Annotated in this window: 16 protein-coding genes, 1 tRNA gene and 1 pseudogene; 7 read left to right on the top strand and 11 right to left on the bottom strand. The window is 68.7% G+C overall.

The window, feature by feature from the left end; all coding sequences use genetic code 11:
• Window positions 1-14: 14 nt before the first annotated feature.
• The 5 genes and pseudogenes from ACFYY1_RS15665 to ACFYY1_RS15645 all read right to left on the bottom strand — a co-directional run bounded on the left by ACFYY1_RS15665 (window position 15) and on the right by ACFYY1_RS15645 (window position 8,268).
• Window positions 15-854: a hypothetical protein gene (locus ACFYY1_RS15665; RefSeq protein WP_388585162.1), complete on the bottom strand. Its 840-nt coding sequence runs from the start codon at window positions 852-854 to the stop codon at window positions 15-17.
• On the bottom strand, window positions 851-5,500 hold the full coding sequence (locus ACFYY1_RS15660) for an AAA domain-containing protein (RefSeq protein ID WP_388585160.1): 4,650 nt from the start codon (window positions 5,498-5,500) through the stop codon (window positions 851-853). The genes ACFYY1_RS15665 and ACFYY1_RS15660 overlap by 4 nt, the downstream gene beginning before the upstream one ends.
• Before the next feature lie 591 nt (window positions 5,501-6,091).
• Window positions 6,092-7,108: an RNA polymerase sigma factor gene (locus ACFYY1_RS15655; RefSeq protein ID WP_388585157.1), complete on the bottom strand. Its 1,017-nt coding sequence runs from the start codon at window positions 7,106-7,108 to the stop codon at window positions 6,092-6,094.
• Window positions 7,109-7,596: 488 nt separating this feature from the next.
• Window positions 7,597-8,073 (bottom strand): annotated as a pseudogene (locus ACFYY1_RS15650) (GNAT family N-acetyltransferase).
• A gap of 122 nt (window positions 8,074-8,195) precedes the next feature.
• Window positions 8,196-8,268: transfer RNA gene (locus ACFYY1_RS15645), tRNA-Arg, on the bottom strand.
• A 376-nt stretch (window positions 8,269-8,644) separates the two neighbouring features.
• On the opposite strand from ACFYY1_RS15645, the gene ACFYY1_RS15640 reads away from it, so the two are divergent.
• Window positions 8,645-9,217: a TlpA family protein disulfide reductase gene (locus ACFYY1_RS15640; RefSeq protein ID WP_388585155.1), complete on the top strand. Its 573-nt coding sequence runs from the start codon at window positions 8,645-8,647 to the stop codon at window positions 9,215-9,217.
• 86 nt (window positions 9,218-9,303) lie between these two features.
• The gene (locus ACFYY1_RS15635) at window positions 9,304-11,043 is read left to right on the top strand and encodes a class I adenylate-forming enzyme family protein (protein WP_388585154.1); all 1,740 of its coding nucleotides are present in this window, start codon (window positions 9,304-9,306) and stop codon (window positions 11,041-11,043) included.
• Between the two features lie 133 nt (window positions 11,044-11,176).
• On the opposite strand, the gene ACFYY1_RS15630 is transcribed toward ACFYY1_RS15635, so the two are convergent.
• Complete coding sequence (locus tag ACFYY1_RS15630; RefSeq protein ID WP_388585151.1) at window positions 11,177-12,454, bottom strand: M6 family metalloprotease domain-containing protein; 1,278 nt, start codon at window positions 12,452-12,454, stop codon at window positions 11,177-11,179.
• Window positions 12,455-12,757: 303 nt separating this feature from the next.
• Here ACFYY1_RS15630 and ACFYY1_RS15625 point away from each other — a divergent pair, with 303 nt between their 5' ends.
• Both ACFYY1_RS15625 and ACFYY1_RS15620 read left to right on the top strand, forming a co-directional pair.
• Window positions 12,758-13,420, top strand: coding sequence for a TetR/AcrR family transcriptional regulator (locus ACFYY1_RS15625; RefSeq protein ID WP_388585149.1), 663 nt, complete (start codon window positions 12,758-12,760; stop codon window positions 13,418-13,420).
• Between the two features lie 208 nt (window positions 13,421-13,628).
• Complete coding sequence (locus ACFYY1_RS15620; RefSeq protein WP_388585147.1) at window positions 13,629-15,161, top strand: MFS transporter; 1,533 nt, start codon at window positions 13,629-13,631, stop codon at window positions 15,159-15,161.
• Window positions 15,162-15,285: 124 nt separating this feature from the next.
• On the opposite strand, the gene ACFYY1_RS15615 is transcribed toward ACFYY1_RS15620, so the two are convergent.
• The gene (locus ACFYY1_RS15615; RefSeq protein ID WP_388585145.1) at window positions 15,286-15,798 is read right to left on the bottom strand and encodes a MarR family winged helix-turn-helix transcriptional regulator; all 513 of its coding nucleotides are present in this window, start codon (window positions 15,796-15,798) and stop codon (window positions 15,286-15,288) included.
• A gap of 151 nt (window positions 15,799-15,949) precedes the next feature.
• On the opposite strand from ACFYY1_RS15615, the gene ACFYY1_RS15610 reads away from it, so the two are divergent.
• Window positions 15,950-16,732 carry a dioxygenase gene (locus tag ACFYY1_RS15610; RefSeq protein WP_388585143.1) on the top strand — a complete coding sequence of 261 codons (783 nt, stop codon included), beginning with the start codon at window positions 15,950-15,952 and terminating at the stop codon, window positions 16,730-16,732.
• Window positions 16,733-16,871: 139 nt separating this feature from the next.
• On the opposite strand, the gene ACFYY1_RS15605 is transcribed toward ACFYY1_RS15610, so the two are convergent.
• Window positions 16,872-17,933, bottom strand: coding sequence for a questin oxidase family protein (locus ACFYY1_RS15605; RefSeq protein ID WP_388585140.1), 1,062 nt, complete (start codon window positions 17,931-17,933; stop codon window positions 16,872-16,874).
• A gap of 72 nt (window positions 17,934-18,005) precedes the next feature.
• A complete protein-coding gene (locus tag ACFYY1_RS15600) occupies window positions 18,006-18,545 on the bottom strand; it encodes a GNAT family N-acetyltransferase (RefSeq protein ID WP_388585139.1) in 540 nt (179 codons plus the stop codon).
• A gap of 147 nt (window positions 18,546-18,692) precedes the next feature.
• Between ACFYY1_RS15600 and ACFYY1_RS15595 the strand changes: the two genes are divergently transcribed.
• A complete protein-coding gene (locus tag ACFYY1_RS15595; RefSeq protein ID WP_388585137.1) occupies window positions 18,693-19,691 on the top strand; it encodes an RNA polymerase sigma factor RpoD/SigA in 999 nt (332 codons plus the stop codon).
• A 224-nt stretch (window positions 19,692-19,915) separates the two neighbouring features.
• On the opposite strand, the gene ACFYY1_RS15590 is transcribed toward ACFYY1_RS15595, so the two are convergent.
• Window positions 19,916-20,878, bottom strand: coding sequence for a helix-turn-helix transcriptional regulator (locus ACFYY1_RS15590; protein ID WP_388585136.1), 963 nt, complete (start codon window positions 20,876-20,878; stop codon window positions 19,916-19,918).
• 91 nt (window positions 20,879-20,969) lie between these two features.
• Here ACFYY1_RS15590 and ACFYY1_RS15585 point away from each other — a divergent pair, with 91 nt between their 5' ends.
• Complete coding sequence (locus ACFYY1_RS15585) at window positions 20,970-22,586, top strand: MFS transporter (protein WP_388585133.1); 1,617 nt, start codon at window positions 20,970-20,972, stop codon at window positions 22,584-22,586.
• A 93-nt stretch (window positions 22,587-22,679) separates the two neighbouring features.
• Here the strand turns inward: ACFYY1_RS15585 and ACFYY1_RS15580 are convergent, their stop codons facing one another.
• A complete protein-coding gene (locus tag ACFYY1_RS15580) occupies window positions 22,680-23,450 on the bottom strand; it encodes a DUF6227 family protein (RefSeq protein ID WP_388585130.1) in 771 nt (256 codons plus the stop codon).
• Window positions 23,451-23,485 lie beyond the last annotated feature (35 nt).

The raw sequence follows: 23,485 nt of genomic DNA, 5'->3' as shown, positions 1-23,485 counted from the left end.
ACGGCCGAGCAGGGCTAAGCCGTTTCAGGCTGTGATTCGGCAAGGTCGTTGAGGACTGCATTGACCACGGGCCAGCACATGTTCAGGGTGTCCCGGTCGGGGGCGTGAGCCTCGCGGATTTCAGCACGTGGATGGACGAAGTTGCGGTACTTGCGAAGCTCGTGACAGAAGCGCTCGACATCGGCGCCGATCCAGCCCGCGTCGTGACAGGTCTTGATCAGTGTGTCCAGGCTTACCTTGTCCGGAGACGTCCGACCGAGCAGCGAGGCGTCGCGTTCCTGAACCACATGGACTAGGACGCCTTCGAGGAGGCTGCCAAGCATGATGATGGCGGCGACGTGAGCGCCATTGGCGTAGCAGGTGCGGGCCTCGTCCAAGCGGTGCTGGAGGAGTGTCGCCATGTCCTCGTTGTTGATGAGATCGGTCATGGCTGCTCTGAGTTCGACCGGCCCCTGACTGCCCGGGTAGTTGAGAGAGGGGTCGCAAGCGACGAGACGAGGTCGGCCGCCAGGGTTCTCCAGACGGGCTCCTTCGTGGACGAGGAAGGCGTTGACGGCGGAGACCACAGTGGGCAGCTGCTCGGGCTCGTCGAGGTATTCCCGCGGGTCGGCGAGTCGGAGTAGAACTTTTTCAAGGTCGGTCGGGTCTTCCCGACGCTCGGAAAGCCGGGCGAGCGTCCACTCCTTGCGATACTCGCCGTCGTACTCCGGAATCCCTTGCCAGCCGGCGTGTTCCAGGAAGCGCGCGATCTCAAAGCCCTTGCGGTAATAGAGGTGCTCGTCGCCGCAGATGACGCGGGCCAATTCCTCCAGGGTGTTGCCGTCCAGGATGCCGATGGGGGACTGCTGGGTCATGCTGTGCCTTCCATGGTGTCGTTGGTTTCGTCGACTTCCGTCGTGTCGAGGGCGACGACCGGATCGGTCGTGTCGGGATGGTCGGGGGATTCCGCCAGATCCTCGGCCAGCCCTTCGTCGGAAGAGAGGTCGAGCGGGGTCCATTGCGTGCCGGAGGATGCAGGGGCCGACCGGGACCCGTCATCGGTGCCCCGGAAGGTAGCCGGACGGATGCCCAGCCGGTTCAGCTCCTCCCACAGCCCGGACAGAGCCTGGTCTGGGTCGAAGCGGAACTCGCTTTCGGGAAGGCGCCAGAACGTCCAGCCCACCCGCTGAAGTTCACGATCACGCTGTTCATCGTGCCGGATCTGCTCAGGTGCCGTGTGGTACCGGTCACCGTCACACTCCACGGCCAGACGCCCGCGAGCGCCTACGACGACGAGGTCGATGCGTTTGCTTCCAGCCGGACACTGCGGGATGACGTGATAGCCGCGAGCCTTCAGGCGCAAGTACACATGCTGCTCGAAGAGAGACTCGAACGGCTTCTGCAGGACTTCGGCGGATACCTCCCCGATATCGTCGGAGGCGGCAAGCGCGGCGGGCGGGTTCTCCATGTAGGCAAGGAGGTTGAGGCGCAGGTCTCCTTGCTTGAGGCGGTCCGGCGGAACCGAGTAGAAGAGCCGCATCTGGTCCTGGGCCCGGGATGCGGCGACGTTGTAGGCCTGCTGCTCACTGCGCGCACCGCCGGCAATTCGAGGTGGATCGCTGGCGACCATCGACAGCAGAATGACGTGCCGCTCGTCACCCTGGAACGAAGCCGGGTTACCTACACGGATCTTGTGGCGCTCGCGTACCGGTGCCGGAATACGTGTATTGATCAGCTGTTCCAGGAGCTTGACCTGCCCGATCGGTCCCTGGAGGGTGATGACCCCCATGGTCTTGTCCCGGTAGGCAGGGTCTTCCACGAGCCGGGCCAGGCAGTCGACGATGGCGTCGGCTTCCTTCGGGTTGCGGAGCCGGCTGTCGCGTCCCTGGGCCACGGCTCCTTCGACGAAGTGCGTCACGAGAGGGCTGAGGCGCTCGCCGCCGTACTGTCGCAACGGCTGAAGTTTGTTGTTGTAGAAGGTCTGCGAGGACCAGCCGATGATCTCGGGCATGCACCGAAAGTGCTCCTCCAGCCGGATCACCTTTGGGAAGAAGGTGGACAACAACTGGTAGAGGTTGGTCGCGGGGCCGTAGAGCGTGCGCAGCATCGGCGGCATGTCTGGCAGGTGGGAGACAAGCCGGTCATGGATTGCCTGGGTGCGACCCATGCCGCTGACAGGGGGCGCGCACTGTTTGTCGTCCCCGACGACGATCACGCGCGGGGCGAGCCACAGCAGGAACAGAGCATCCATTCCCGCCTGACTGGCCTCGTCGACGATGACCACATCGAACGCGTCCCGCTGGGGCAGTACCGTCTCGGCGACTTGGGAGATGGGCATGACCCACGCGGGTACCGCCCCCTGCGCCGTCCGCATGGCGTCGTGCGCAGCGGCGCGATAGCGGCCCGCGTTTCGGCCCTTTCCCTTGCCGTACGAGGCCATGTGGTTGCGATAAGCCTGAAGGGCGGACCGCTGCTCCTGAGTCATACGCTCAAGGCAATGCAACCGGCCCCAGGTTGCGGCAAGTTCGCCGGTAAGTGACTCCAAGTTCCTCTCATATTGGGACAGTTCGCCTTCAAGCTGACGTTCGCGCCCCTGCGATCGCTGGCTGCGTACGAAGGCGGAAGCTGCTCCCCAGGCCCACGCCTCGGCCAGTGAGTCCAGTCGAGCCTCCCATGCCGGATCGTCGGGGTGCCGTGTCAGATGGTCGGCGAGCAGAGGGTGCGCCGCGCGAACGCCTTCCAGAAGTACGCCGCACCGGCGCTGTCGATGTTCACGTCGATGCGCCTCCCGCAGTGCGTCGAGTTCCTTTGCGTAGCGGTCAATGTCCTGCTCCCGGACAGCCTGGGCGACGGCCAGTGCTTCTGCGGCGGGGCGAGAGCCATCAAGCGGGGTACGGAGTTGCTCCTCCCAAGCGGCAAGCCGGCCGGTGGCCTCGTCCGCGGTCCGGCGGCTGGAGAGGGCGGACAGAGCGTTGGTGAACTCCTGCCATGCCGTACGTGATGTGAGAGCGATGTGCAGGCCATGACGTACGAGCAGTCCGTCAATGTGCTCACGGGACGTGCCGAACGCGTCGACGTGCGCCAGGCGGGTGTGCGCCTCGGTCAGGGCAGCCAGACGGAGTTCAAGCTGTCCTTCGGGAATGGGAGCTCCGGCCTGGGCCCAACGTTCGGCAAGCGCGGCAACCGTGGAGTGGGCGCGCAGGTGGGCAAGAACGGCCTCGACGTCCTCCAGTGTTTCGGGCGAGTGGCCGCTGACGGTGCATGTGTCTAGAAGATCCTGAGCGGATTTCTGCGCCTTCGCAGCGCGGAAGCTGCCACGAGAGCGCAGCTTGCCGCCCAAAGCGAGATGCTCGCGCAAGGCGATTCCTCTCGCAAGCATCTCGTCGGCTCGGTCGGCGGGGAGGCGCTCAGGCAGGTGGACACGCTTCATGCCCTGCCCGTCCACCTGCCGCGTGATGGCGCCGATCTGAGCTTCCACGTCGGAGACCCTCTGCCATAGCGCGAGGCCGTCGCGGGAGAGCCTGTCGGACAGGGCCTTGGTGATCCACTTGTCCGTATCCCACTGCCTGGCCGACGGTGACAGTCCGAGGTGATGAAGAGCTGTGCGGCAGTTACTCGTGAGCGAGGCGAGTTCGTCGGTGACGGAGGCATCGAGCTGGGCGAGGTCGTCGCGGATGACGGTCTCCTCGGCGGACAGACCGTCGTCGGAGACGCAACTGGCTGCGAGTGCATCGGACAGGTCTTCCGGGGAAGGGAGAGAGCTTGGATCAGGCAGAGTGCCTTCTGCGCGTAGCTCGGCGGCACCGTCGCGCAGCAGACTGAGCAGCTCCCCCGCCTGCGCGGGAGACAGCGGCGGGACAGAGGAGGCCTGCCCTTGGTCCGGAACCAGGCCGATCCAGGAGTAATGCTCGGTGCCGTCGATGACGCGTTGGACGATTGCTGCGAGGGTGCCGGCGTACCCAGGAGCGATTTCCGGATGGCGATAGATCTCTGCTTCCCGAACCGCGATCACTTGCTCGGTGAGCGCGCTGATCCTTCCCCGCACCTCTTCCCGGCGTGCGGAGAGCCGACGAATCTCGTCCCGCAGCTGTTCGGGGTCGCTGGTCGCGACCTGGTCGGTCAGGGAGTTGATCGTGCGTTCCAGTTCGTCTGCCCCGTCCTGCCGCACGGAGCTGAGCAAGAGGACGCACAAGTCCCTCACCGCAGGTGGCAGTTTGTCTCGCAGTACGGTCAAGGCTTGGTCCCTGGCGCTGGTCACCAGGACCCTCTGCCCTTGGGCGAGCAGGGCGGAGACCAGGTTGGCGATCGTGTGCGTCTTGCCAGTGCCCGGCGGCCCCTGCACCACTACGCCCGTGTCGTGCTCCAGCCGCCGCAGCACACTTCGCTGTCGCTCGTTCGTCTTGCCAGGAAAGAGTGGGTCATCTCCGAACAGTGGCGGGATCTCGCGAACGTCCCAGTGCGATCGCTCCTCGGAGTTCAGGGGCAGCACCAGCTGAGCCAGCCCCAGGGGGGCGTGCCCTTCGGAGGCCACGCTGTCCGCGATCCGGTCGTAGAAGCTCAACAGGGCGTTACGGTCCCGTGGACGCAGCACGAGCGCCGGAGCGTAGGTGAGCCGCGCGCCTGCCTCCGGCTCACGTGGCGGCTGCCACTCGGCGCTGAACGAGACAGGGCGCTGCAGCGCTCGGTCCTGCCACTGGGCCAACTGCTCGAGGACCTCTTGGCCCAGTAGGTGCAGTGACTGGGAGGCGATCTCTTCCGCGAGCGCGGCCGAACGCTCGGGGGCCCAGCCGTCATCGGTGTCGAGGAATGCTTGGTCCTCAAGCCGCACGGCTCCTTCGGCCGTCAGCCGGACCGCGAGCTGGGCAGTCTTGCGGTCTACTGACGTCTCCACCCGGTGGGTGAGTACGTGGCGATGCACGGCGTCACCGCTCGGGTCGCTCCACGTCAAAAGACCAGTGGCCAGAACGAGCTCAAGTTGATCATCTTGCTGTATCAGCTTCTGATGCCAGTGGTAGACCCGTTCGTATAGCTCACGGAGGGCCCGTTCCGTACGCTCTCGCTCTGCCCAGCGTCGCCAGCGCGTGAGCCAAGGACCATAGGCCCGCAGCACTTCAGCTGCTTCCTCCCGGCGGACGGTGTGATCCTCCGCTTCTTCCTCCCACTGCTGAGGACTGTTCGTTGCAAGGGCGAGTTCCCGCCCCGGCCCCTCGACAGCGAGTGTCGGATCACCGCCGTCCGGGTCCTGGCACTGCTCTGCGGATACCCACCCCTCCAACACTTCAGGCAGGGGAGGCGGCGCCGTTTGCGGTACATGGTCGAGCGTGAGCAGCAGTCCGTCGACCCGGTCCGACGGACGGCGCACGGAGGTCGGCAGATCGGACAGCCATAGGCGCTCCCGTGTGCGGCGGTCATCGCGTAGACGGTTGTGGCTGCTCTGCACGACCTCTTTGAGGAAACCGATCAGTCCAGTGGTCTGTCCAATGACGTCAGGATCGTTTGCGGCACGGCGTGGCACGTTCACCTGTCCCCTTTCGGCTGGTGGCGAACGCTCCAGGATGAGGTTGTCGGGCAGTAGGGGCAACGCATCGGGGGAGAATGGCGTGATCTACGCGTTGTGTAGGCTGGATGTACGCGGAGTAGCCATTTCGGTCACCAGGCGCCTTCCAGCGGTCCTCGGTAGCCACTGAGGGCCCCTGACTGCGGCACGGATCAGAACCTTGGCCGGGTGGTTCAGCCGTTAGAGCCGTGGCTTTGAACCCATGACTTCTTCGTCCTGGGCAACGGCCTCCCAATTGGCGGCCACCGTGTCCCGAACTGTTTCGGTGTCGGACCATCTGCTCACGCACCGCGTACGCACGCAAGGCGTGGGGGCTGCCTCGGTACGGCTGAGGGGAATTCGTGGCTGTTGCCGGGCCCGCAGGAACAACTGGGCCGCATGCGCTCCGCGAGGCGCAAGCCGCCAGTCCCGGAACCGCTGGTGCCTCACTTTTGCTGGTGGCGGGGAGTCGTGTCCTGCCACTTGTGCAGCGATTGCAGGGGGTGGGGGCCTGACCTGGGGGTTCTGCGAGAAGTGCGTTGACTTGTGAGGATGGTTCTCCGTAGTTCTCACCGATCAACGCCGCTTTCCAGGCTCATGTGCTCTGGATGTGCCCTCGGCTCCAGACGAGCGTGTAGTCGTACCTATCTGCCGGGTAGGCGCGTCCGCGTAAACCCGGATGCATAGCCGCTCTCCGATAGTTCCTCTTCTGGTACGGGTTTCTGGCGCGGTGGATCGGGACGGGTCGCACGGTTGAAGCGATATGCGCTGAGAGATTCCCGGATTTGGTCGATGATGGGACGAGGTGCGAACGTCCCCCCCTTCTTCGATGGCCTGGCGGCGGCGTGTCCACCACTTGGACACCCAACGGGCCAAGCCGGCTACGAGGAGGCAACTCACGGCCAGATAGATCCATGTCGAGGTTGACGGGGTCTGCGGCAAGGGGCCTCGTGGGCTGCCTGCTGGGGGCTGCATCTTCCTGAGGGCGCGACTTCCCGCCATGCAGAAGACCGTGACGCCCACTACCAGCAAGGCAGCCAGATGGACCCGGAGTGCCGCTACCGCGCGCACTACATGAGTGGCGACCGTCCCTGGCTTCTTCCTCATCACCTCAGCTGTCTCGGCTTGCGTGTACTCCAACGCTTTGGTCGCCCACACAGCCGTCCGCTGCTGCGAAGGCAGGTCGTGCAAGGCCTTATACACGGCTAGACGATTGGCGATCAGGTCGCCGAAGTCCGCGACGTGCCCATCTGCTGGCTGGGCCTGGCAGGCAGCCGTGGAGGCCAGGACCGCTCGCCTTCGGTCTTGTCGGCTTGCGGCTCGTACGTCGTTGCGTATCACGGCGTATAGATAGGCACGGGAATCGCGAATCTGAGAAGGGGCGCGAAGAACCTTGGCGAAGGCAGTCTGCACCACGTCCTCGGCGGACAGCACGGATTCTGGCAGCCGCTCCTCGGCCAGCAGTCGGCGCGCGAACCCTTCCATTTCCCGATGGTGATCCCGGTACAGCTCGCCCAGGGCCTCAGTCACCAAGGCGACGGATGTCTCAGCCACGGGTCTGTCCCCGCTTGCCGAAGTGCTGCGTGCTTCCATCGTCATCCTGCCCACGCCGGGCCCGAACTAGGGATGCCCTGGCCTGCACCCGATTGCGGTAGGACACGCTGTCCACCCACCCCTTCAGACTCGGAGCCAGGACGACGATGACGGACAACAACGCGCCCGCGATCTCCACGGAGCACCTCCTCATGGTTGGCGGCCTTCTGCCCTGTGACCCAGGGCAGAGGCTGTACACGTTTGAAGAGGCGCGGCAGGCTTGATCTCATGACAAGGCCGAAGAATCTTTCCACTTGATTACAGCAACGGTCCCGACATGCGGAGCTGGGTGTGCATCCCGGACGCGGTGCACAGGCAACGAGATAACCACCTTCTGGATCAAGGATTTGCCGTGCTCGACGGCAACCTTCCAGCGACGGCATTTCCCAAGACTTTGAACTGCCTCGGGTTTGATGGAGGCGGAGTGCCCGTCAGTGGTTGGCGTGGACCATCACTGGGAGGACGGGCGAGGCCGGTGACGACTTGCTCTACCCGATGTTCTCGTACCTCCACGACTTGTAGAGCGCGTGGACCTTTCCGTCGCTGGCGGCCGGGTTGACCATGAGTGTGATGTACGGCTCGTCGCGTGTGGTGAGGAGGGCGTCGTGGATCCGGCGGGCGGTGCCGGTCTTGCGCCAGGCCGGGCGGACGCCGATCTCCTCCAGAGCCAGGGGCGGACGCTCGGGGTACTTCTTGGCCGGCACCGGGCTGGTGCGCTGTCAGTAGTGGTCGCCGTGCTCGATGGTGTTGCCGTAGGCGTAGCCGACCGGATGCCCGTCCGCGTACGCGAGGACGGCCGTAAACCCTGGCTTGGTGGCGTGCCGGTCGAGGCGTTCCCCGAACGCGGGGACCGCGTAGTTCGGCAGGTGAAGCCGCGGGGCGCGCACGTCGGCGTACACGTCGAGGAGATCGCCGCGCGCGGTGTCGAGGGTGGTGAACGGGTGCAGCTCTGCGGGGACCTTCATCGCGGTGGCCGTGGCGGCGTCGGCGGCGCCCTGTGCGAGCAGGCAAACGGCCCCGGACGAGGAGTCCGAGGCCGGGTAGAGCCCCTGGGGGAGAATCCCCAGGTCAGAGCGGCAATGCGTTGTGCCCCCGGCAGGATTCGAACCTGCGACACCCGCTTTAGGAGAGCGGTGCTCTATCCCCTGAGCTACGAAGGCGGCGCTGACAGCCTAGCGGATGGGGCTTGCGGAGGTCGCCCCCATTGGGGCCCGGCCGGGCGGTCGGCTGTCCCGGGGTGGGGGTGGTGGGGAGGCGGGGGTGGGGGAGGGGTTTGCAAGGGGGGTGTTTGTGGGGGGAGTTGGGGGTGGGCGTACCGTTCTGGGCGACCAGCAAGATCCGTTTGTTCAGCATGCACGGGGTGTTCCCGTATGCCCGCATGCCGTGTCCGCACCGCACTGCGGATTCCGGGTCCTCCCGGGGTGCCGGGTGTCGCCGTATGGGCGGCCGGGGGAAGTGGTGTGGCGTGGCGTGGGCTCGGGGCCCCGGCCCGGACGTCGGGTGGCGCCTGACCGACGCCGCCCCGAAGGACCTTCCATGAAACGCCCGCTTGTTCCTTTTCTGGCTGCCCTCGGCTGTGCCGCGGCTCTCGTCGTCGGGATCTCGATCGGAGGCAGTCCGGGTACGCCCGTGGGCTACCACCGCGGCAAGGACGGCACGCTGACGATCGACCGTGCGCACCGTCCCGTCGCGCCGGACTTCACCGGGGCCGACGTCGACGGGAAGCCGGTCCAGCTCTCCGACTACGCGGGGAAGACGGTCGTGGTCAACGTGTGGGCCTCCTCGTGCGAGCCCTGCCGCAAGGAGACCCCGGTCCTGGTGCGGTACCACCGGGAGATGGAGGCGCAGGGCGTTGTCGTCCTCGGGGTGAACCGGGACAGGTCTCCCGACGTGGCGCGGGCCTTCGCCCGTGAGTTCCAGATGCCCTACCCCAGCATTCTCGATCCCGGCGGCAAGCAGCTCTTCGCGCTGCCCAAGGGGCTGCTGACCACGCAGGGGCAGCCCGTCACCCTGGTCGTCGACGCGCGTGGGCGGATTGCCTCGACGGCGTCCGAGGCGCTCGACGAGGGCCGGCTGAAGGGGCTCGTGGCCGCCGCTCGGGCGTCTTGACGCGGGGCGGGGGCGGGCATAGCGTCGCGAATGCACTGATTACTGAGCAAGCGCTTAGGCGATGACGATGCTTGGAGGGGTTGTTCGTGCCGCATGTCGATCCGGCCCCCGTCCCCGCGGCCGGCCCCGATCCCGGTTCTGCTGACGCCGGTCGTGTCGAAGCCGCGCTGACCGGGCCGGGTGCCCCGTTCGCCGTTGTTCGAGTGGAGGACGGGGCGCACGCCGGGGTGCTCGTGTACGCGGACGGGCCCCGGACGCTGCGGGAGTTCGTGGAGACCACCTGGGCCTTCGGGGACCGGCTGTTCCTGATCTCGGACGAGCGCAGCTACTCGTACGCCGAGTTCTTCGCCGCGGCGTCCGCGCTGGCCTGCCGGATGACCGAGGTGTACGGGCTCCGTCCGGGAGACCGGGCGGTCGTCGCGATGCGCAATCACCCCGAGTGGCAGATCGCCTTCTGGGCGGCCCAGCTGGCCGGTCTGGTCGCCGTACCGCTCAACGCCTGGTGGACCGAGGACGAGTTCACCTACGCGCTGGACGACTCCGGGCCCCGGGTGCTCCTGGTGGACGGTGAGCGGCTGCCCAGGGTCGCCGGGTGGGCGGCGAAGAACGGGGCGCGTGTGGTCGTCTTCCACGAGGAGGGGGCGGTCGCGGAGGGCGTCGAGCGGTACGAGGAACTGCCCGCGCCCGATCCGCTCGCCGCGCCGCCCGAGGTCGAGATCCGGCCCGAGGACGACGCGACGATCATCTACACCTCCGGCACCACCGGCCGGCCCAAAGGTGCGGTCGCCACCCATCTCGCCCAGGTGGGAGCGGTGCTCAATCCGCGGTACCACGCGGCCGCCTCCGCGCTCGGGCGCGGGATCATCCCGGGGCAGGGGCCCGCCCCGGTGTCGCTGCTGACGTTCCCGTTCTTCCACGTCGCCGCGTTCACCGGCTTCTACGCCGCGATGGCGGCCGGCGGCGCCATCGTGCTGATGCGGAAGTGGGACGCCGAGGAGGCGCTGCGGCTGATCCGCGAGCACGGCGTCACCCACTACGCCGGTGTCCCGGCGACCGCGCTCCAGCTGCTCGCCGCGGCCGAGCAGGCGGGCGACGGCATGGAGAGCCTGCAGATGCTGAACACCGGCGGGGCCGCCGCACCACCCGATCTGGTCACCCGGCTGACCGCCCGGCACGGCGACCGCATCGAACCCCGCAACGGCTACGGCCTGACCGAGACCAGCGGCGGCGTCCTGGCCAATTTCGGTGCCGAGTACCGGCTCCACCCGGGCAGCGTCGGCCGCCCCACCCCCACCACCGAGGTGCGGATCGCCGGGCCGGCGGGCGAGGCGCTGCCCGAGGGCGAGGTCGGGGAGCTGTGGCTGCGGGGTCAGTCGCTGGTCCGGGGCTACTGGCGCGACGAGGCGGCGACCGCTCGGGCGTTCACCGACGGGTGGTTCAGGACCGGTGATCTCGCCGTGGTGCGGGAGGGACGGGTCGATGTCGTCGACCGGATCAAGGACATGGTGATCCGGGGCGGGGAGAACGTGTACTGCGTCGAGGTCGAGGCCGCGCTGCACGACCACCCGGACGTCGAGGACGCGGCGGTGCTGGGGGTGGCGCACCCGGTCCTGGGCGAGGAGGTCGCCGCGGTCGTGCGGTTGCGGGCCGGGGCCACGGTCACCGCCGAGGAGCTGAGGGCGCATGTCGGGCGCAGCCTGGCCGCGTTCAAGGTCCCGGCCCATGTGCTCGTGCGGGAGGAGCCGCTGCCCCGGAACCCGACCGGGAAGATCCTCAAGCGCGAGCTGCGCGGACCCGTCGAAGCGGAGGTCCGGGGCGACAGGTGAGTGGCGACGGGTAAGTGGTGATGGGTGAGTGGTGACGGGTGAGTGGAGTGGGTGCGGGGGTGCGGTCGGCGGGGGCAGAGGGCGGGGTGCGGTGAGCCGGCAGGGGTGGGGCGTTCGGGCTCGGTAGCCCCCTTCAGGGGCGGGTTATTCGGACTCGGTAGTTTCCCTTCTCGTCCTTGTCGAGCACGGATATGTGTATCCCGCTGCTCCGGTCGGTGAAGGTTTCGCCGGGCTGGAAGGGGGCGTCGGACAGTTCGGCGTGCACATTGGGCAGTCGGGTGCAGCCGGCGCCGCTCCTGGTGCTGTCCGCGACGGATACCGGGCCCTGTCCGGTGTCGATGTCCGAGCTCACCTTGTAGATCAGTACGCCCGGCCGGCAGATGGCCTGGTCGTTGCCGGCCTGGGTCCGTACCTCCACCGCGTAGCCGGACTTGCCGCTCAGCGGTACGAATGCCAGCTTGGTGCCGCCCTTGGTGGCCAGCGGGCCGAGCACGTGGTCGCTGGTGCCGGAGCGCGCGGCGCAGCTGATCTGGTTGTTGTCCAGCCAGCCGAGCTTCCACTTGTGCCAGCCCAGCAGGTCGTTGTTGGCCCCCCAGTCCTCGGACATGATGTCCCAGTGCCCGACCGAGCCGCCGCCCTCCATGGTGTAGAGGTCGGGGAGGCCGAAGACATGGCCGTTCTCGTGCGGCAGGACCCGGTATCCGGTCTGTTTGAACGACCCCGAGCCGTCGTCCTGGTGGCTGTAGATGAAGGACGTGTTGGCGAGCGGGACGCCGTCCGCCGTCGGGGCGTCGTCGTTGCCGGAGAACGTCACGGACAGGACGGTGTCCAGTGCGGAGGGCCCGGCGTTCGGGGTGACCAGGATGTTGACCAGGTCGTATGCGGCGAAGTCCACCTTCGGATCGGCGGTGGTGATGATGTCGTCGACGAGGTGGCGGTAGCCCGGTTCGTACGGTGAGCCGCGGTCCACCCCGTACTCCGAGAACGGCAGTGGCATCCGCAGCCAGGACTTCAGCGGGGCCTCGGGGACGTACGTGAGCCGTCCGTACGATCCGGTCCGGAACCAGTCGGTGGTCTGCGGGAAGAATTCGGCGTACCGGTCCATCGCCTTGCCGGCGCCCGGTGCGTCCGGGAAGTCGATCATCAGGTTGAGGGCGTGGACCTTGCCCGTGGAGCGGGCGTAGCCCTCGGGTGTCGGCATGCCCTCCGACATCTGCACGCCCGCGGTCGCCGGTATCCGGCATGCGGCTATGCCCGCGGAACGAGCGGTGGCTATCGGGCCGGCCGAGGCCCGGCTGGCTATCGGAAGAGCGCTGCTGGCTGTGGCCATCGTGGCTATGACCAGGGATGTTGCGGAGGCGAGAGCGATCGGGTGGCGATGGGTGCGTATCCGGTGGCGGGGCTTTTGCATAGAGGCGCCTCGGGGTCCGCGGCAGTCGGCCGACCCTGACTGCGCTCTGCGGATCAGCCTGTTGCGGGTGGTGCGGTGCCGCTCGTTGGGTGCGCCGTTCGGCTGGTTTTCCCACCGATGGGCGTGACTCAGGTCACATCGGAATGGGGAAATAAGTGGGGAGCTGTTCCCCGTTTGAATCCGTGTCCCCGCGAAACGGGGAGATGGTCCCCGGTTGCGGGGAGGTGCTCCGCGAAGAGCGGGGCCGACCGGCCGTCACCGCGGGAGTGGTGGGAGAGTCAGAAGGAGAAGGAGGTCGTCGACGTGGAGACCGTCAGCCGCGCTGTCACCGGAACGACGCAGTCCCGGACGTCCCGTCCGCGGGCCGACGCGTTGCGCAACCGGGAGCGGATCGTGACGGCCGCGCGCGAGATGTTCGTCGAGTTCGGGCCCGATGTCCCGCTCGACGAGGTCGCCAGGCGCGCCGGCGTCGGCAACGCCACCCTCTACCGGAACTTCCCCGACCGGGCCGCGCTGGTGCACGAGGTCGTGCTCGCGGTCACCTCCCGGACCACCGATCGCGCGGAAGAAGCGGCGGCCGAGGAGGCCGACGCCTTCGCCGCGCTCAGCCGGTTCGTGCACGCGGCGGCCGACGAGCGGATCGGAGCCCTGTGCCCGATGCTGTCCGGCGGCTTCGACCGGGACCATCCCGAACTGCTCGCCGAGCGCCGGCGCCTCGAAGAGGCCGTCGAGGGGCTCGTTTCGCGCGCCATGTCCGCGGGGCGGCTGCGTACCGACATCGCCGTCGGTGACGTGATCGTCGCCCTCTCCCAGCTCACCCGTCCGCTGCCCGGCATCGGCTGCCTGGACATCGACCGGTTCACCCATCGCCATCTACAGCTGTTCCTGGACGGACTGCAGGCCCCGGCCCGGTCCGAACTGCCCGGAACTGCGGCGACCTTGGAGGATCTGCGGCACCGGCCATGAGGTCCGCGCCGGGCTGCTGAGCCAGGAGCCCGGCGGGGTGCCCGCCGCGCCCTGAGCATTCCGCTTCACCATCCGCTTCACCATCCGTCCTTTCGTCACTCGTTCGCCATCCGCCCGTTCAACGTCTGTCCCTCAACCGGCGTTTCATCCCGGTTCATGACTCTTCGCGTTCATCTGTGCGCGTGCACGTCCTTAGGTGGGTACCCCCATGTCAAAAACAGCCGATATCCGACTTCCTGACCCCAGCCGCTGGAAAGCGCTGGCGTTCATCGCCCTCGCGCAGCTGATGGTCGTGCTCGACGCCACGATCGTGAACATCGCGCTGCCGCACGCCCAGACGGCGCTGGGCATATCCGATGCCAACAAGCAGTGGGTCATCACCGCGTACGCCCTCGCCTTCGGCGGGCTGCTCCTCTTCGGAGGACGGATCGCCGACCTCTGGGGCCGTAAGCGGACCTTCGTCGTCGGCCTGATCGGCTTCGCGCTGGCCTCCGCGCTCGGCGGCGCGGCGCAGAACCAGGGCATGCTCTTCGGTTCCCGCGCACTCCAGGGCGTCTTCGGCGCGCTGCTCGCACCGGCGGCCCTGTCGCTGCTCGCCGTGATGTTCACCGATGCCAAGGAGCGCGCCAAAGCGTTCGGCATCTACGGTGCGATCGCCGGTGGCGGCGGCGCCGTCGGGCTGATCCTCGGCGGCTTCCTGACCCAGGCGCTGAACTGGCGCTGGACGTTCTTCGTCAACATCCCGTTCGCCGTCATCGCGGCCGCGGGCGCGTACTTCGTGATCCGTGAGCCCGCCGGCAGCCGCAACCGCTCCTCGCTCGACATCCCGGGCGTCGTCCTGTCCGCGCTGGGTCTGGTCTCGCTGGTGTACGGGTTCACCCGGGCCGAGTCCGCGGGCTGGTCGGACGGGCTGACCATCGGCATGTTCGTCGCGTCCGCCGTGCTGCTGCTCTCCTTCGTCCTGACCGAGTCCAGGGTCAAGTCGCCGCTGCTGCCGCTGCGCGTCCTGCTGGACCGCAACCGCGGGGGCGTCTACCTCTCGCTGGGTCTGGCCGTCATCGCGATGTTCGGGCTGTTCCTCTTCCTGACGTACTACCTCCAGGTCGTGAAGGGCTACTCGCCGATCAGGACCGGCTTCGCCTTCCTCCCGATGATCGCGGGCATGATCACCGGCTCGACGCAGATCGGTGCCCGGCTGATGATCCGGGTCCCGGCGCGCAAGCTCATGGGCCCCGGCTTCCTGACCGCCGCCGTCGGCATGCTGCTGCTGACGCAGCTGGAGGTCGGTTCCTCGTACGTCGGGCTCATCCTCCCCGGGCAACTGCTGCTGGGTCTTGGCATGGGTACGGCGTTCATGCCGGCGATGTCGCTGGCCACGCACGGTGTCGAGCCCAGGGACTCGGGCGTCGCGTCCGCGATGGTCAACACCTCGCAGCAGGTGGGGGGCGCGATCGGCACGGCGCTGCTGAACACCATCGCCGCCTCGGCCGCGACGGCGTACGCCGGCTCGCACGCCGCACTCGGCGCCACCGACCCGGAGCTGTTGAAGCTCCAGTCGATGGTGCACGGCTTCACCGGTGCCATCTGGTGGGCCGTCGGCATCCTGGTGGTGGCCTCCGTGATCGCGCTGACCCTCATCAACGCCGGTCGGCCTTCGGCGGGTCCGGCGACCGGAAGCTCCGGTTCGGGTGACGCCGACGGGGTCGAGGACGAGTTCAGGGTCCCGGTCGTCGCGCACTGATGAGCACCGGCCCATGGGGGTGGGTGCGAGGTGACACGAAGGTGAAGTGAACGCGGCTGTGCCCCGGCTCCGGTCCGAAGTCCCGGACGGGACCGGGGCACAGCCGCGTGGGTTCGTCCTCGGCTCAGCGCAGCCAGGGCAGGTCCGCGTCCGTGCCCTCCGGCTGCAGTCCGGTGGCGACGACCTGCATGATCTCGCCCAGCGAGCGCACCTGCTCGGGCGTGAGCCGGTCGAACATCGCCTGGCGTACGGCGTCGACATGGCCCGGTGCGGACCGGCGCAGCATCTCGTAGCCGTCGTCGGTGAGGACCGCGTTCTGGCCGCGCTTGTCGGACGGGCAGTCCTCGCGGCGCACCCACCCGCTCTTCTCCAGCCGCGCGACGGCGTGCGAGAGCCGTGAGCGGGTGATCTTGGCGTCCTTGGCCAGCTCCGTCATCCGCTTCTGGCGGCGGGGGGCCTGGGAGAGCTGGACGAGCAGACCGTAATAGATGTGCGGCATGCCGGCATCGCGCTGCAACTGGCGGTCGAGGTGGTCCTCCATGAGCGTGGTGGCGTGGAGATACGCACGCCAGACGCTCTGCTCTTCTTCGGAGAGCCAGCGCGGCTCGCCGGTGGATGCCGTGGTCATGTACTCCACTGTACGACCTTTTCTTGAAAGTTGAACTAGATAGAGCTAAGGTCTCCGGAGGAAGGAAGCTTGAAGATTAAAGAATCCTTCCTTCTCAAGAACGCGCCTGTAGAAGGCCCGGTAGAAGACTTACCCGGATCAGCAGCGGATGGGGAGTGCCATGACAGTCACCGCGGAGCGCATGCCCGCCCTCTACCTTTCCCACGGCGCCCCGCCGCTGGCCGACGACCCGGTCTGGCCCGGCGAACTGGCCGCCTGGTCCGCCGGACTGCCCCGTCCCCGCGCGATCCTGATGGTCTCCGCGCACTGGGAGGAGGCCCCGCTGGCCCTCGGGGCCACGGAGACGGTCCCGCTCGTCTACGACTTCTGGGGCTTCCCCGAGCACTACTACCGGGTGCAGTACGCCGCCCCGGGCGCCCCGGAACTGGCCGAGAACGTACGCAAGCTGCTGCGCGGCGCCGGTACGCCGGTCCAGGACATCCCGGACCGCGGGCTCGACCACGGGGCGTATGTCCCGCTCGTGGAGATGTTCCCGGGCGCCGACATCCCCGTACTCCAGATCTCCATGCCGACGCTGGACCCGCAGAAGCTCATGGACATCGGGCGCAAGCTCGCGCCGCTGCGCGACGAGGGCGTGCTGATCGTCGGCAGCGGCTTCTTCACCCACAACCTGGCCGCCCTGCGTCATACGGGCGGCGGTGTCCCCGGCTGGTCGGCGGAGTTCGACGACTGGGGGAGCCGGGCGCTCCAGGCGCAGGACATCGACGCGCTGCTGGACTTCGAGCACAAGTCCCCGGCCGGCCGGCTGGCCCACCCGCGCACCGAGCACTTCGCACCGCTCTTCGTGACGCTCGGCGCCTCGGAGGGCGAGCTGGACCGGGGGCGCAGCGTCATCGACGGGTTCTGGATGGGGCTCGCGAAGCGGTCGGTGCAGTTCGGCTGAGTCCGGCCCCCGACCGGGCGCCGGTTTCAGGCCCACGCCCCGGCCGGCACCCCGGTCGGCATGCCGGTGGGTATTCCGGTCCATGCCCAGGCCCACGCCCCGGTCGGCACCCCGGCCCGTATCCCGGTCCGCGTCCCGGTCACAGGGCCGGCGGGTTCAGTTCGATCGAGCGGAGTGCGGCGGCGAGGGCCGTCGCGTCGCCGACGTCCAGCGCGGTGTCGGTGAACTTGATGGTGTGGTCGTCGCCGTGCGCCGCCGCCCGAGCGAACAGCTCGTCGGCGGACGCGTCCGCCGGTGCGTACGGGGCGGGCGCGGGCGGGCTGTACGCGGCGGTGACCGCGGCGCTCGCCGCCCAGGCGGCCCCCAGGCTCGGCACCCACAGCGCGCGTGGGAGCGCGGGCAGGGTGCGCAGCACGGCGTTGGGCGTGGTCGCGGCGTGCACCAGCATGATCGGTTCGCCGTGCCCGTGCGTGGCGAACCGATGGGTCGCTGCCCGCACCAGCTCCGCCAGCCGGGCCCGCGCCTCGTCCGGGTCGTCGGTGAACCGCTGCGGCCACACCGGGAACGCGGTGAGCTGGGCCAGCCGGTCCCGGATGCCGCCCTCCTGCTCGGGCACCGGCGGCACGGCGTCCAGCGCGGCCGCGGCGGTGGGTGCGGGCGCGAGCGGGGCCAGGGCGGGCAGCGGCTGATGGCGGGCGGCCCAGTAGCCGAGGCCGTGGGCGAGCTCGGTGATCCGGGGCGCGGTCGCCTGGCCGGCGAGCAGGGTGCGTACGCAGTGGCCGACCCGGATCACGGGGTGGGTGGCGCCCGCCGCGATGCCGGGGAGCAGCCGCGGCCACCACTCGGTGAGGACGTCACGCCAGGGGCGCTCGGCAGTCTCCCGCTCGAAATACGCCGTCCAGTCCGCGATCCGGCGCGGGTCGCCGAGGGCCTCGCGCCAGTTCTGTGCCGTCACCCGGGTCGCGGGGGCGGGCATGTCCTCCAGCTTGTGGCGGTAGTGGTCGAGCCAGCGGTGCACGGCCGGTGCCTGACCGTGCCGGACCAGCGCCTCGACGGCCATCGGGCCGTGATTGCTCAGCCAGCCGTTGCGTTCGGGGCCCGAGGAGTGGAGGCGCTCCAGCGCCTCGTCGAGCGTGCCGCTGGTGTCCTCTGTCCCTGTGGTGTTCCTCGTGCCGTCCGCGGAGTTCCTCGTGTCGTCCATACGGGAGCACGCTAGGCGCGGGGTCCGCGCGGCGTAACGGACCGGGGCCCGGGATCGGTACCGGCCCGGGACCTAGGGCTGTGGCCCCAGTCGCCTCTCGTACCAGGCCACGTCCCAGTACGCGCCGAACTTCCGGCCCACCTCGGCGTACGTACCGACACGGCGGAAACCGAAGCGCTCGTGCAGCCGGACGGAGGCGTCGTTCGGCTGGGTCACGCCGGCGTACGCGCGGTGCAGGTCCTCACCGGCGAGCGCCTCGAACAGGGCCGTGTAGAGGAGCGTGCCGATGCCGCGACCGGTGGCCCACGGGGCGCAGTACACGCTCACCTCGACCGAGGTCGCGTACGCCGCCTTGGGACGGAAAGCGCTGCTGGTGGCGTATCCCAGGACCGAAGCGGGGCCGACGATCCGGACATCCTGAGCAACCAGAAGACGGTGCGGGCCGTCTTCAGGGTGGGAACGCAACCACGGCAGCCGCTGTTCAGGGGTGAAGGGGGTCGTGTCGAATGTGATCGCGGTCTCACGCACGTAATGGTTGTAGATGTCCGTGAGTGCCACTAGATCGCCCTCGATGCCCGGCCTGACCTGCACTTCTGTCCGACTCGCCGGCATGCGTACCTCCTCGTGGCGGCACAGGGTACTGCATGATCACGAAAATGAATGCCAGGCGTGGGAATTCTGTCCGGATTCCAGTCGTTGTTTCCATCGGATGCAGGGCACCCGGAAGGGTGTCGCGACCTACTCAGCAAGGGAGCACGCATGGCAACCCGTGCCGTCGCCCGTCGTTCGTCCACCACCGGTGGGACCAGCCGGGCAAGCAGCGTTCGCGCCGCGGGCGGGGAGATCGCCGATCGCGACCTGGTCGGCATGTACCTGGACGAGATCGCGCGTACGCCGCTGCTCGATGCCGCAAAGGAAGTCGAGCTGTCGCAGATCGTCGAGGCGGGCGTCTACGCCCGGCAGATACTCGACGGCACGGTGGACAGCAAGGCCGGTGGAGCCACGCGCGAGGAGCTGGAGGCGCTGGTCGCCGAGGGCGAGCGCGCCAAGGACGTGTTCATCCGCTCCAACCTCCGGCTCGTCGTTGCCGTCGCCCGCCGCTATCCGCGCGCCGGGCTGCCCCTGCTCGACCTGATCCAGGAGGGCAACGCGGGCCTGGTGCGCGCGGTCGAGAAGTTCGACTACGCCAAGGGCTTCAAGTTCTCCACGTATGCGACGTGGTGGATCCGTCAGGCCATCACCCGCTCCATAGCCGACCAGTCCCGTACGATCCGGCTCCCCGTCCACCTGGTGGAGGAGCTCGGCCGGATCCGCCGGGTGCAGCGCGAGTTCAACCGTGAGCACGGCCGCGAGCCGGAGCACGCGGAGATAGCGGCCGAGCTGGACTCCACGCCGGAGCGCGTGGGCGACGTCCTGGACTGGGCCCGTGACCCGGTCAGTCTCAACATGTCGGTCGACGACGAGGGCGAGACCCAGTTCGGTGATCTGCTGGAGGACACCTCCGCGGTGTCGCCCGAGCAGTCGGTGATGACGCTGCTGCGCAGCGAGGAGCTGGAGGACCTGATCGGCAAGCTCGACAACCGCACCGCCTCCATCATCCGAATGAGGTACGGCATCGAGGACGGCCGCGAGCGGACCCTCACCGAGGTCGGCAAGCAGCATGGGCTGACCCGCGAGCGGATCCGCCAGATCGAGAAGCACGCACTGCTGGAACTGAAGCGAATGGCCCACGACACGGGTTTTGACGCTGCGGCGTGAGCCTTCGTCCAGTAACCTCCGAAATAGGTCGCTTCGCGTGACCTCTTGAGCTGAGTCCCGGCGCCCACCCCCCCCTGGCGCCGGGGCTCATTCTTTTGCCGGGCTCATCCTTTCCGTGTCCGGCGTGTTCATGGCCGGCGTGCTCGCTTGCCCGGCTCGGCCCGCTCTCCTCGGCCCGCCTGCCCCCGGATGCCGGGTCAGCGAGCGGGTGCGGCGAGGTCGGGTCAGCGGGCTGCGGCGCGGGCCAGGCGGGCGCCCAGGTCGCTCAGGTAGTCCACCAGCTGCGGTGGTTCGTGCACGGCGAACTCGCAGTCCACCAGCGCCAGTCGGAGCGCCACCCACTCCAGCGAGTCCGCGAGCACCGCCCGCAGCCGGCAGCTGTTCCCGCCGGTCGGCTCCAAGGGGCCGATCGACGCGGGCAGCCGCGCGGACACGAAGTCCGCCGGGGCCGCGAAGCTCACGTCGACCGACAGCCGGGGCTGCCGCCGGGCGATGGAACCGGCGAGGAACTCCGAGGCGTCCCCCGCGGGCAGCTCGCGCGGTGCGAACCGGGCCCCGGTCGCGAACGGCTCGCTCACCCGGTCGACCCGGAAGGTGCGCCAGGCCCCGCGCCCCAGGTCGTACGCGACGAGATACCAGCGCCACCCCGTGCTCACCAGCCGGTACGGCTCGGCCTCCCGTTTCGTCTCGGCGCCGTCGCCCGCGCGGTACGAGAACCGCAGCCGCTCCTGCCCGGTGACCGCCGACGCCATCACGGTCAGCGTCCGCGGGTCGATGGTCGAGCCATCGCCCCGGGTCAGCGGCATCGTCGCGTTCTGCAGGGTCGAGACCCGGTGCCGCAGCCGGGACGGCAGCACCTGCTCCAGCTTCGCCAAGGCCCGTACGGACGCCTCGTCCACCCCTTCGATGGCATGCCCGGCCCCCGCCCGCAGGCCCACCGCGATGGCCACCGCCTCCTCGTCGTCGAGGAGCAGCGGGGGCATCGCGGTGCCCGCGACGAGCCGGTAGCCGCCGATGGATCCGCGTGAGGCCTCGACCGGATAGCCCAGCTCGCGGAGCCGGTCGATGTCGCGGCGGATGGTGCGCGGGCTGACGTCGAGCCGCTCGGCGAGCTCGCTGCCCGGCCACTCGCGGGGCGTCTGCAGGAGGGACAGCAGATTCAGCAGTCGTGCCGGGGTGTCGGTCATGGCCTCGCCTTCTGCCGGGGTGTCGGTCGTCTCACCAGGATGCGTACCTATTAGGTCATGTACCGACCTAATGACTGTCTACGTTCCTCCCATGACTTCTTCCTCATCTCTGCCGTCCACGGCAGCCGGGCCCACGGTGTCCTCGGATCCGTCGGACCGGCGACGCTGGTTCGCACTCGCCATCGTCATGACCGCGGCCTTCATGGACCTGGTCGACGTCACGATCGTCAACATCGCCATCCCGAGCATCCAGGAGGACACCGGCGCCTCGTTCAGCGCGATCCAGTGGATCACCGCCGGCTACTCGCTGGCCTTCGCGGCGGGTCTGATCACCGGCGGACGGCTGGGTGACATCTACGGCCGCAAGCGGCTGTTCCTCATCGGTATAGGAGGCTTCACCCTGGCCTCCGCGCTCTGCGGCTTCGCCGCCGGCCCGGAGATGCTGGTCGCCTCCCGGATCCTGCAGGGCGGCACCGCCGCGCTGATGGTTCCGCAGGTGCTGTCGATCGTGCACGCCACCTTTCCGGCGCACGAGCGGGGCAAGGTCTTCGGTCTCTTCGGCGCGATCGTCGGTCTCGGCGCGGTGCTGGGCCCGCTGCTGGGCGCGCTGCTCACCGAGTGGAACATCGCCGGTCTCGAATGGCGGCCGATCTTCCTGATCAACCTGCCGGTCGGCATCGCGGGTTTGATCCTCGGGCGGAAGTTCATCAGCGAGTCGAAGGCCCCGAAGGCGCTCCGGCTCGACCTCGTCGGCGTCGTCCTGGTGACGCTGGGGATGCTGATGCTGATCTACCCGCTGACCCGTGGGCGCGAGCTGGGCTGGCCGGTGTGGGGCCATGTGTCGATGGTGGGCAGCCTGCTGGTGTTCCTGGTCCTGGTGCTGTTCGAGCGGGCGAAGGCGCGCAAGGACGGTTCGCCGCTGGTCGAGCTGTCGCTGTTCCGGGTCAAGAGCTTCGCGGCGGGCATCGCGGTGCAGCTGACCTTCGGCATCGGGCTCGGCATCTTCTTCCTGGTCTGGACGCTCTACATGCAGATGGGTCTCGGCTGGAGCGCGCTGCGGGCCGGCACGACCGGCATCCCGTTCTCGATCGCGGTGTCGTTCGCCGCCGGTATCTCCGTGCAGAAGCTGGTGCCCCGCTTCGGCCGCAAGGTGCTCCAGACGGGCGCGCTGCTCATGATCGCCGGTCTGCTGATCTACATCTGGGAGTCCGACCGGTACGGCATGGGCATCACGTCCTGGCAGATGGCGCTGCCGCTGGTGGTCATGGGCATAGGGATGGGCCTGATCGTGGCGCCGCTGACCGACATGGTGCTCTCCGAGGTGCCGAAGGAACACTCCGGTTCGGCCTCCGGGCTGATCAACACCGTGCAGCAGATGGGCAACGCGCTCGGGCTCGGGCTGGTCGCGGTCGTCTTCTTCGGTTCGATCAGCGACCGGCTGGCGCCGCGGGACGCGGGCCCGGCGTTCGCGGAGGCGTTCCAGCACTCGCTGTGGTGGGTGGCCGGGGTGCTCGCGGTGATCTTCCTGGTGATGTTCGCGCTGCCCGCGCGGCCGCAGCGACAGGCGGAGGACGGCGAGGGCGGTCAGGGAGGTCAGGGCGGTGACGAGGCCGGTGCCGAGGGCGCGGCGGGCGTCGCGGACGGCTCCGGTGGCTCGGGCGGCTCGGGCGGCTCCGATGTCGCCAAGGAGCCCGCTCTGGCGCCCTGACCGGCCGCTGACAGGGAGAAGCGACGAAGGTGCCCGCACCCCCCGGGGGGGTGCGGGCACCCGCGTGTCTCGGCGTCCGTGCCGGGGCCGGGGTCAGCAGATGCGGGTACGGCTCTCCATGGCCCCGCGTGCGGTGTTCTCGTCGCCGTACACCTCGCACATGTGGCGGCCGTCCGGCGTGGCCGTGTGCTCGACCTCCCACAGGCTCGTCTCGCTGCCGTCGAGGAGCAGGAAGGCGTGCTCGTACAGGGTGAATCCGGCGTCCCGCCCGTCCACCCGGCACTGCCGGCCGAAGACCTGGGTGATGTGGTGGGCGAAGGCGGCGCGCAGCAGCCGGGCGGTCTCCTCGCCGGGACCGTCGCTGTTCTCCGCGCGGCGCAGGACGCGGCGGGCGTGGTCGGCGGAGTTGTCCGGGGCGTACATCCGGGGCAGCGGGGCCGGGGGAGCCGCCATCAGGACCGTGAGTATCTCCAGGTCGGCCTGCGGCCCGCCGTCCCCGAACACCGGGTCCTCACCGAAACTGCCGGTCAGCCTGGCGGCGGCGACATGGGCGTCGGCCTCGTCGTCGTACAGCTCGTGATGCCTGAGGTCGGGCTCCGTACGGGACCGCTGGTCCGTCGCGCCCCGCGGACCTCCGTGCACCAGCTCCCACAGGGACAGAGCGGTGCCGTCGGACAGCAGATACGTGTGCCGGTAGGTCTCGCGGTGGAGTACGGAACTGTGGTGCGAGGAGTGCAGGGAACTGCTGTGGGCGAGCGCGGTACCGAGTCTCTCGACCGTGTCGTCGGGCAGGTCGAAAGAGTTGAGTGCCCGTCGCAGGAGTCGCTCGAGGTGCTGCTCGGTTGTCTCGTACGGATCGCTCAAGGTGCTGTCTCCAGGCCGTTGCCGCGTGTTACTTG

The sequence above is a fragment of the Streptomyces sp. NPDC001890 genome, assembly GCF_042891445.1.
GTDB lineage: Bacteria > Actinomycetota > Actinomycetes > Streptomycetales > Streptomycetaceae > Streptomyces.
The sequence above is the reverse complement of the archived record's forward strand: the minus strand, read 5'-3'. Positions and strand labels throughout refer to the sequence as shown.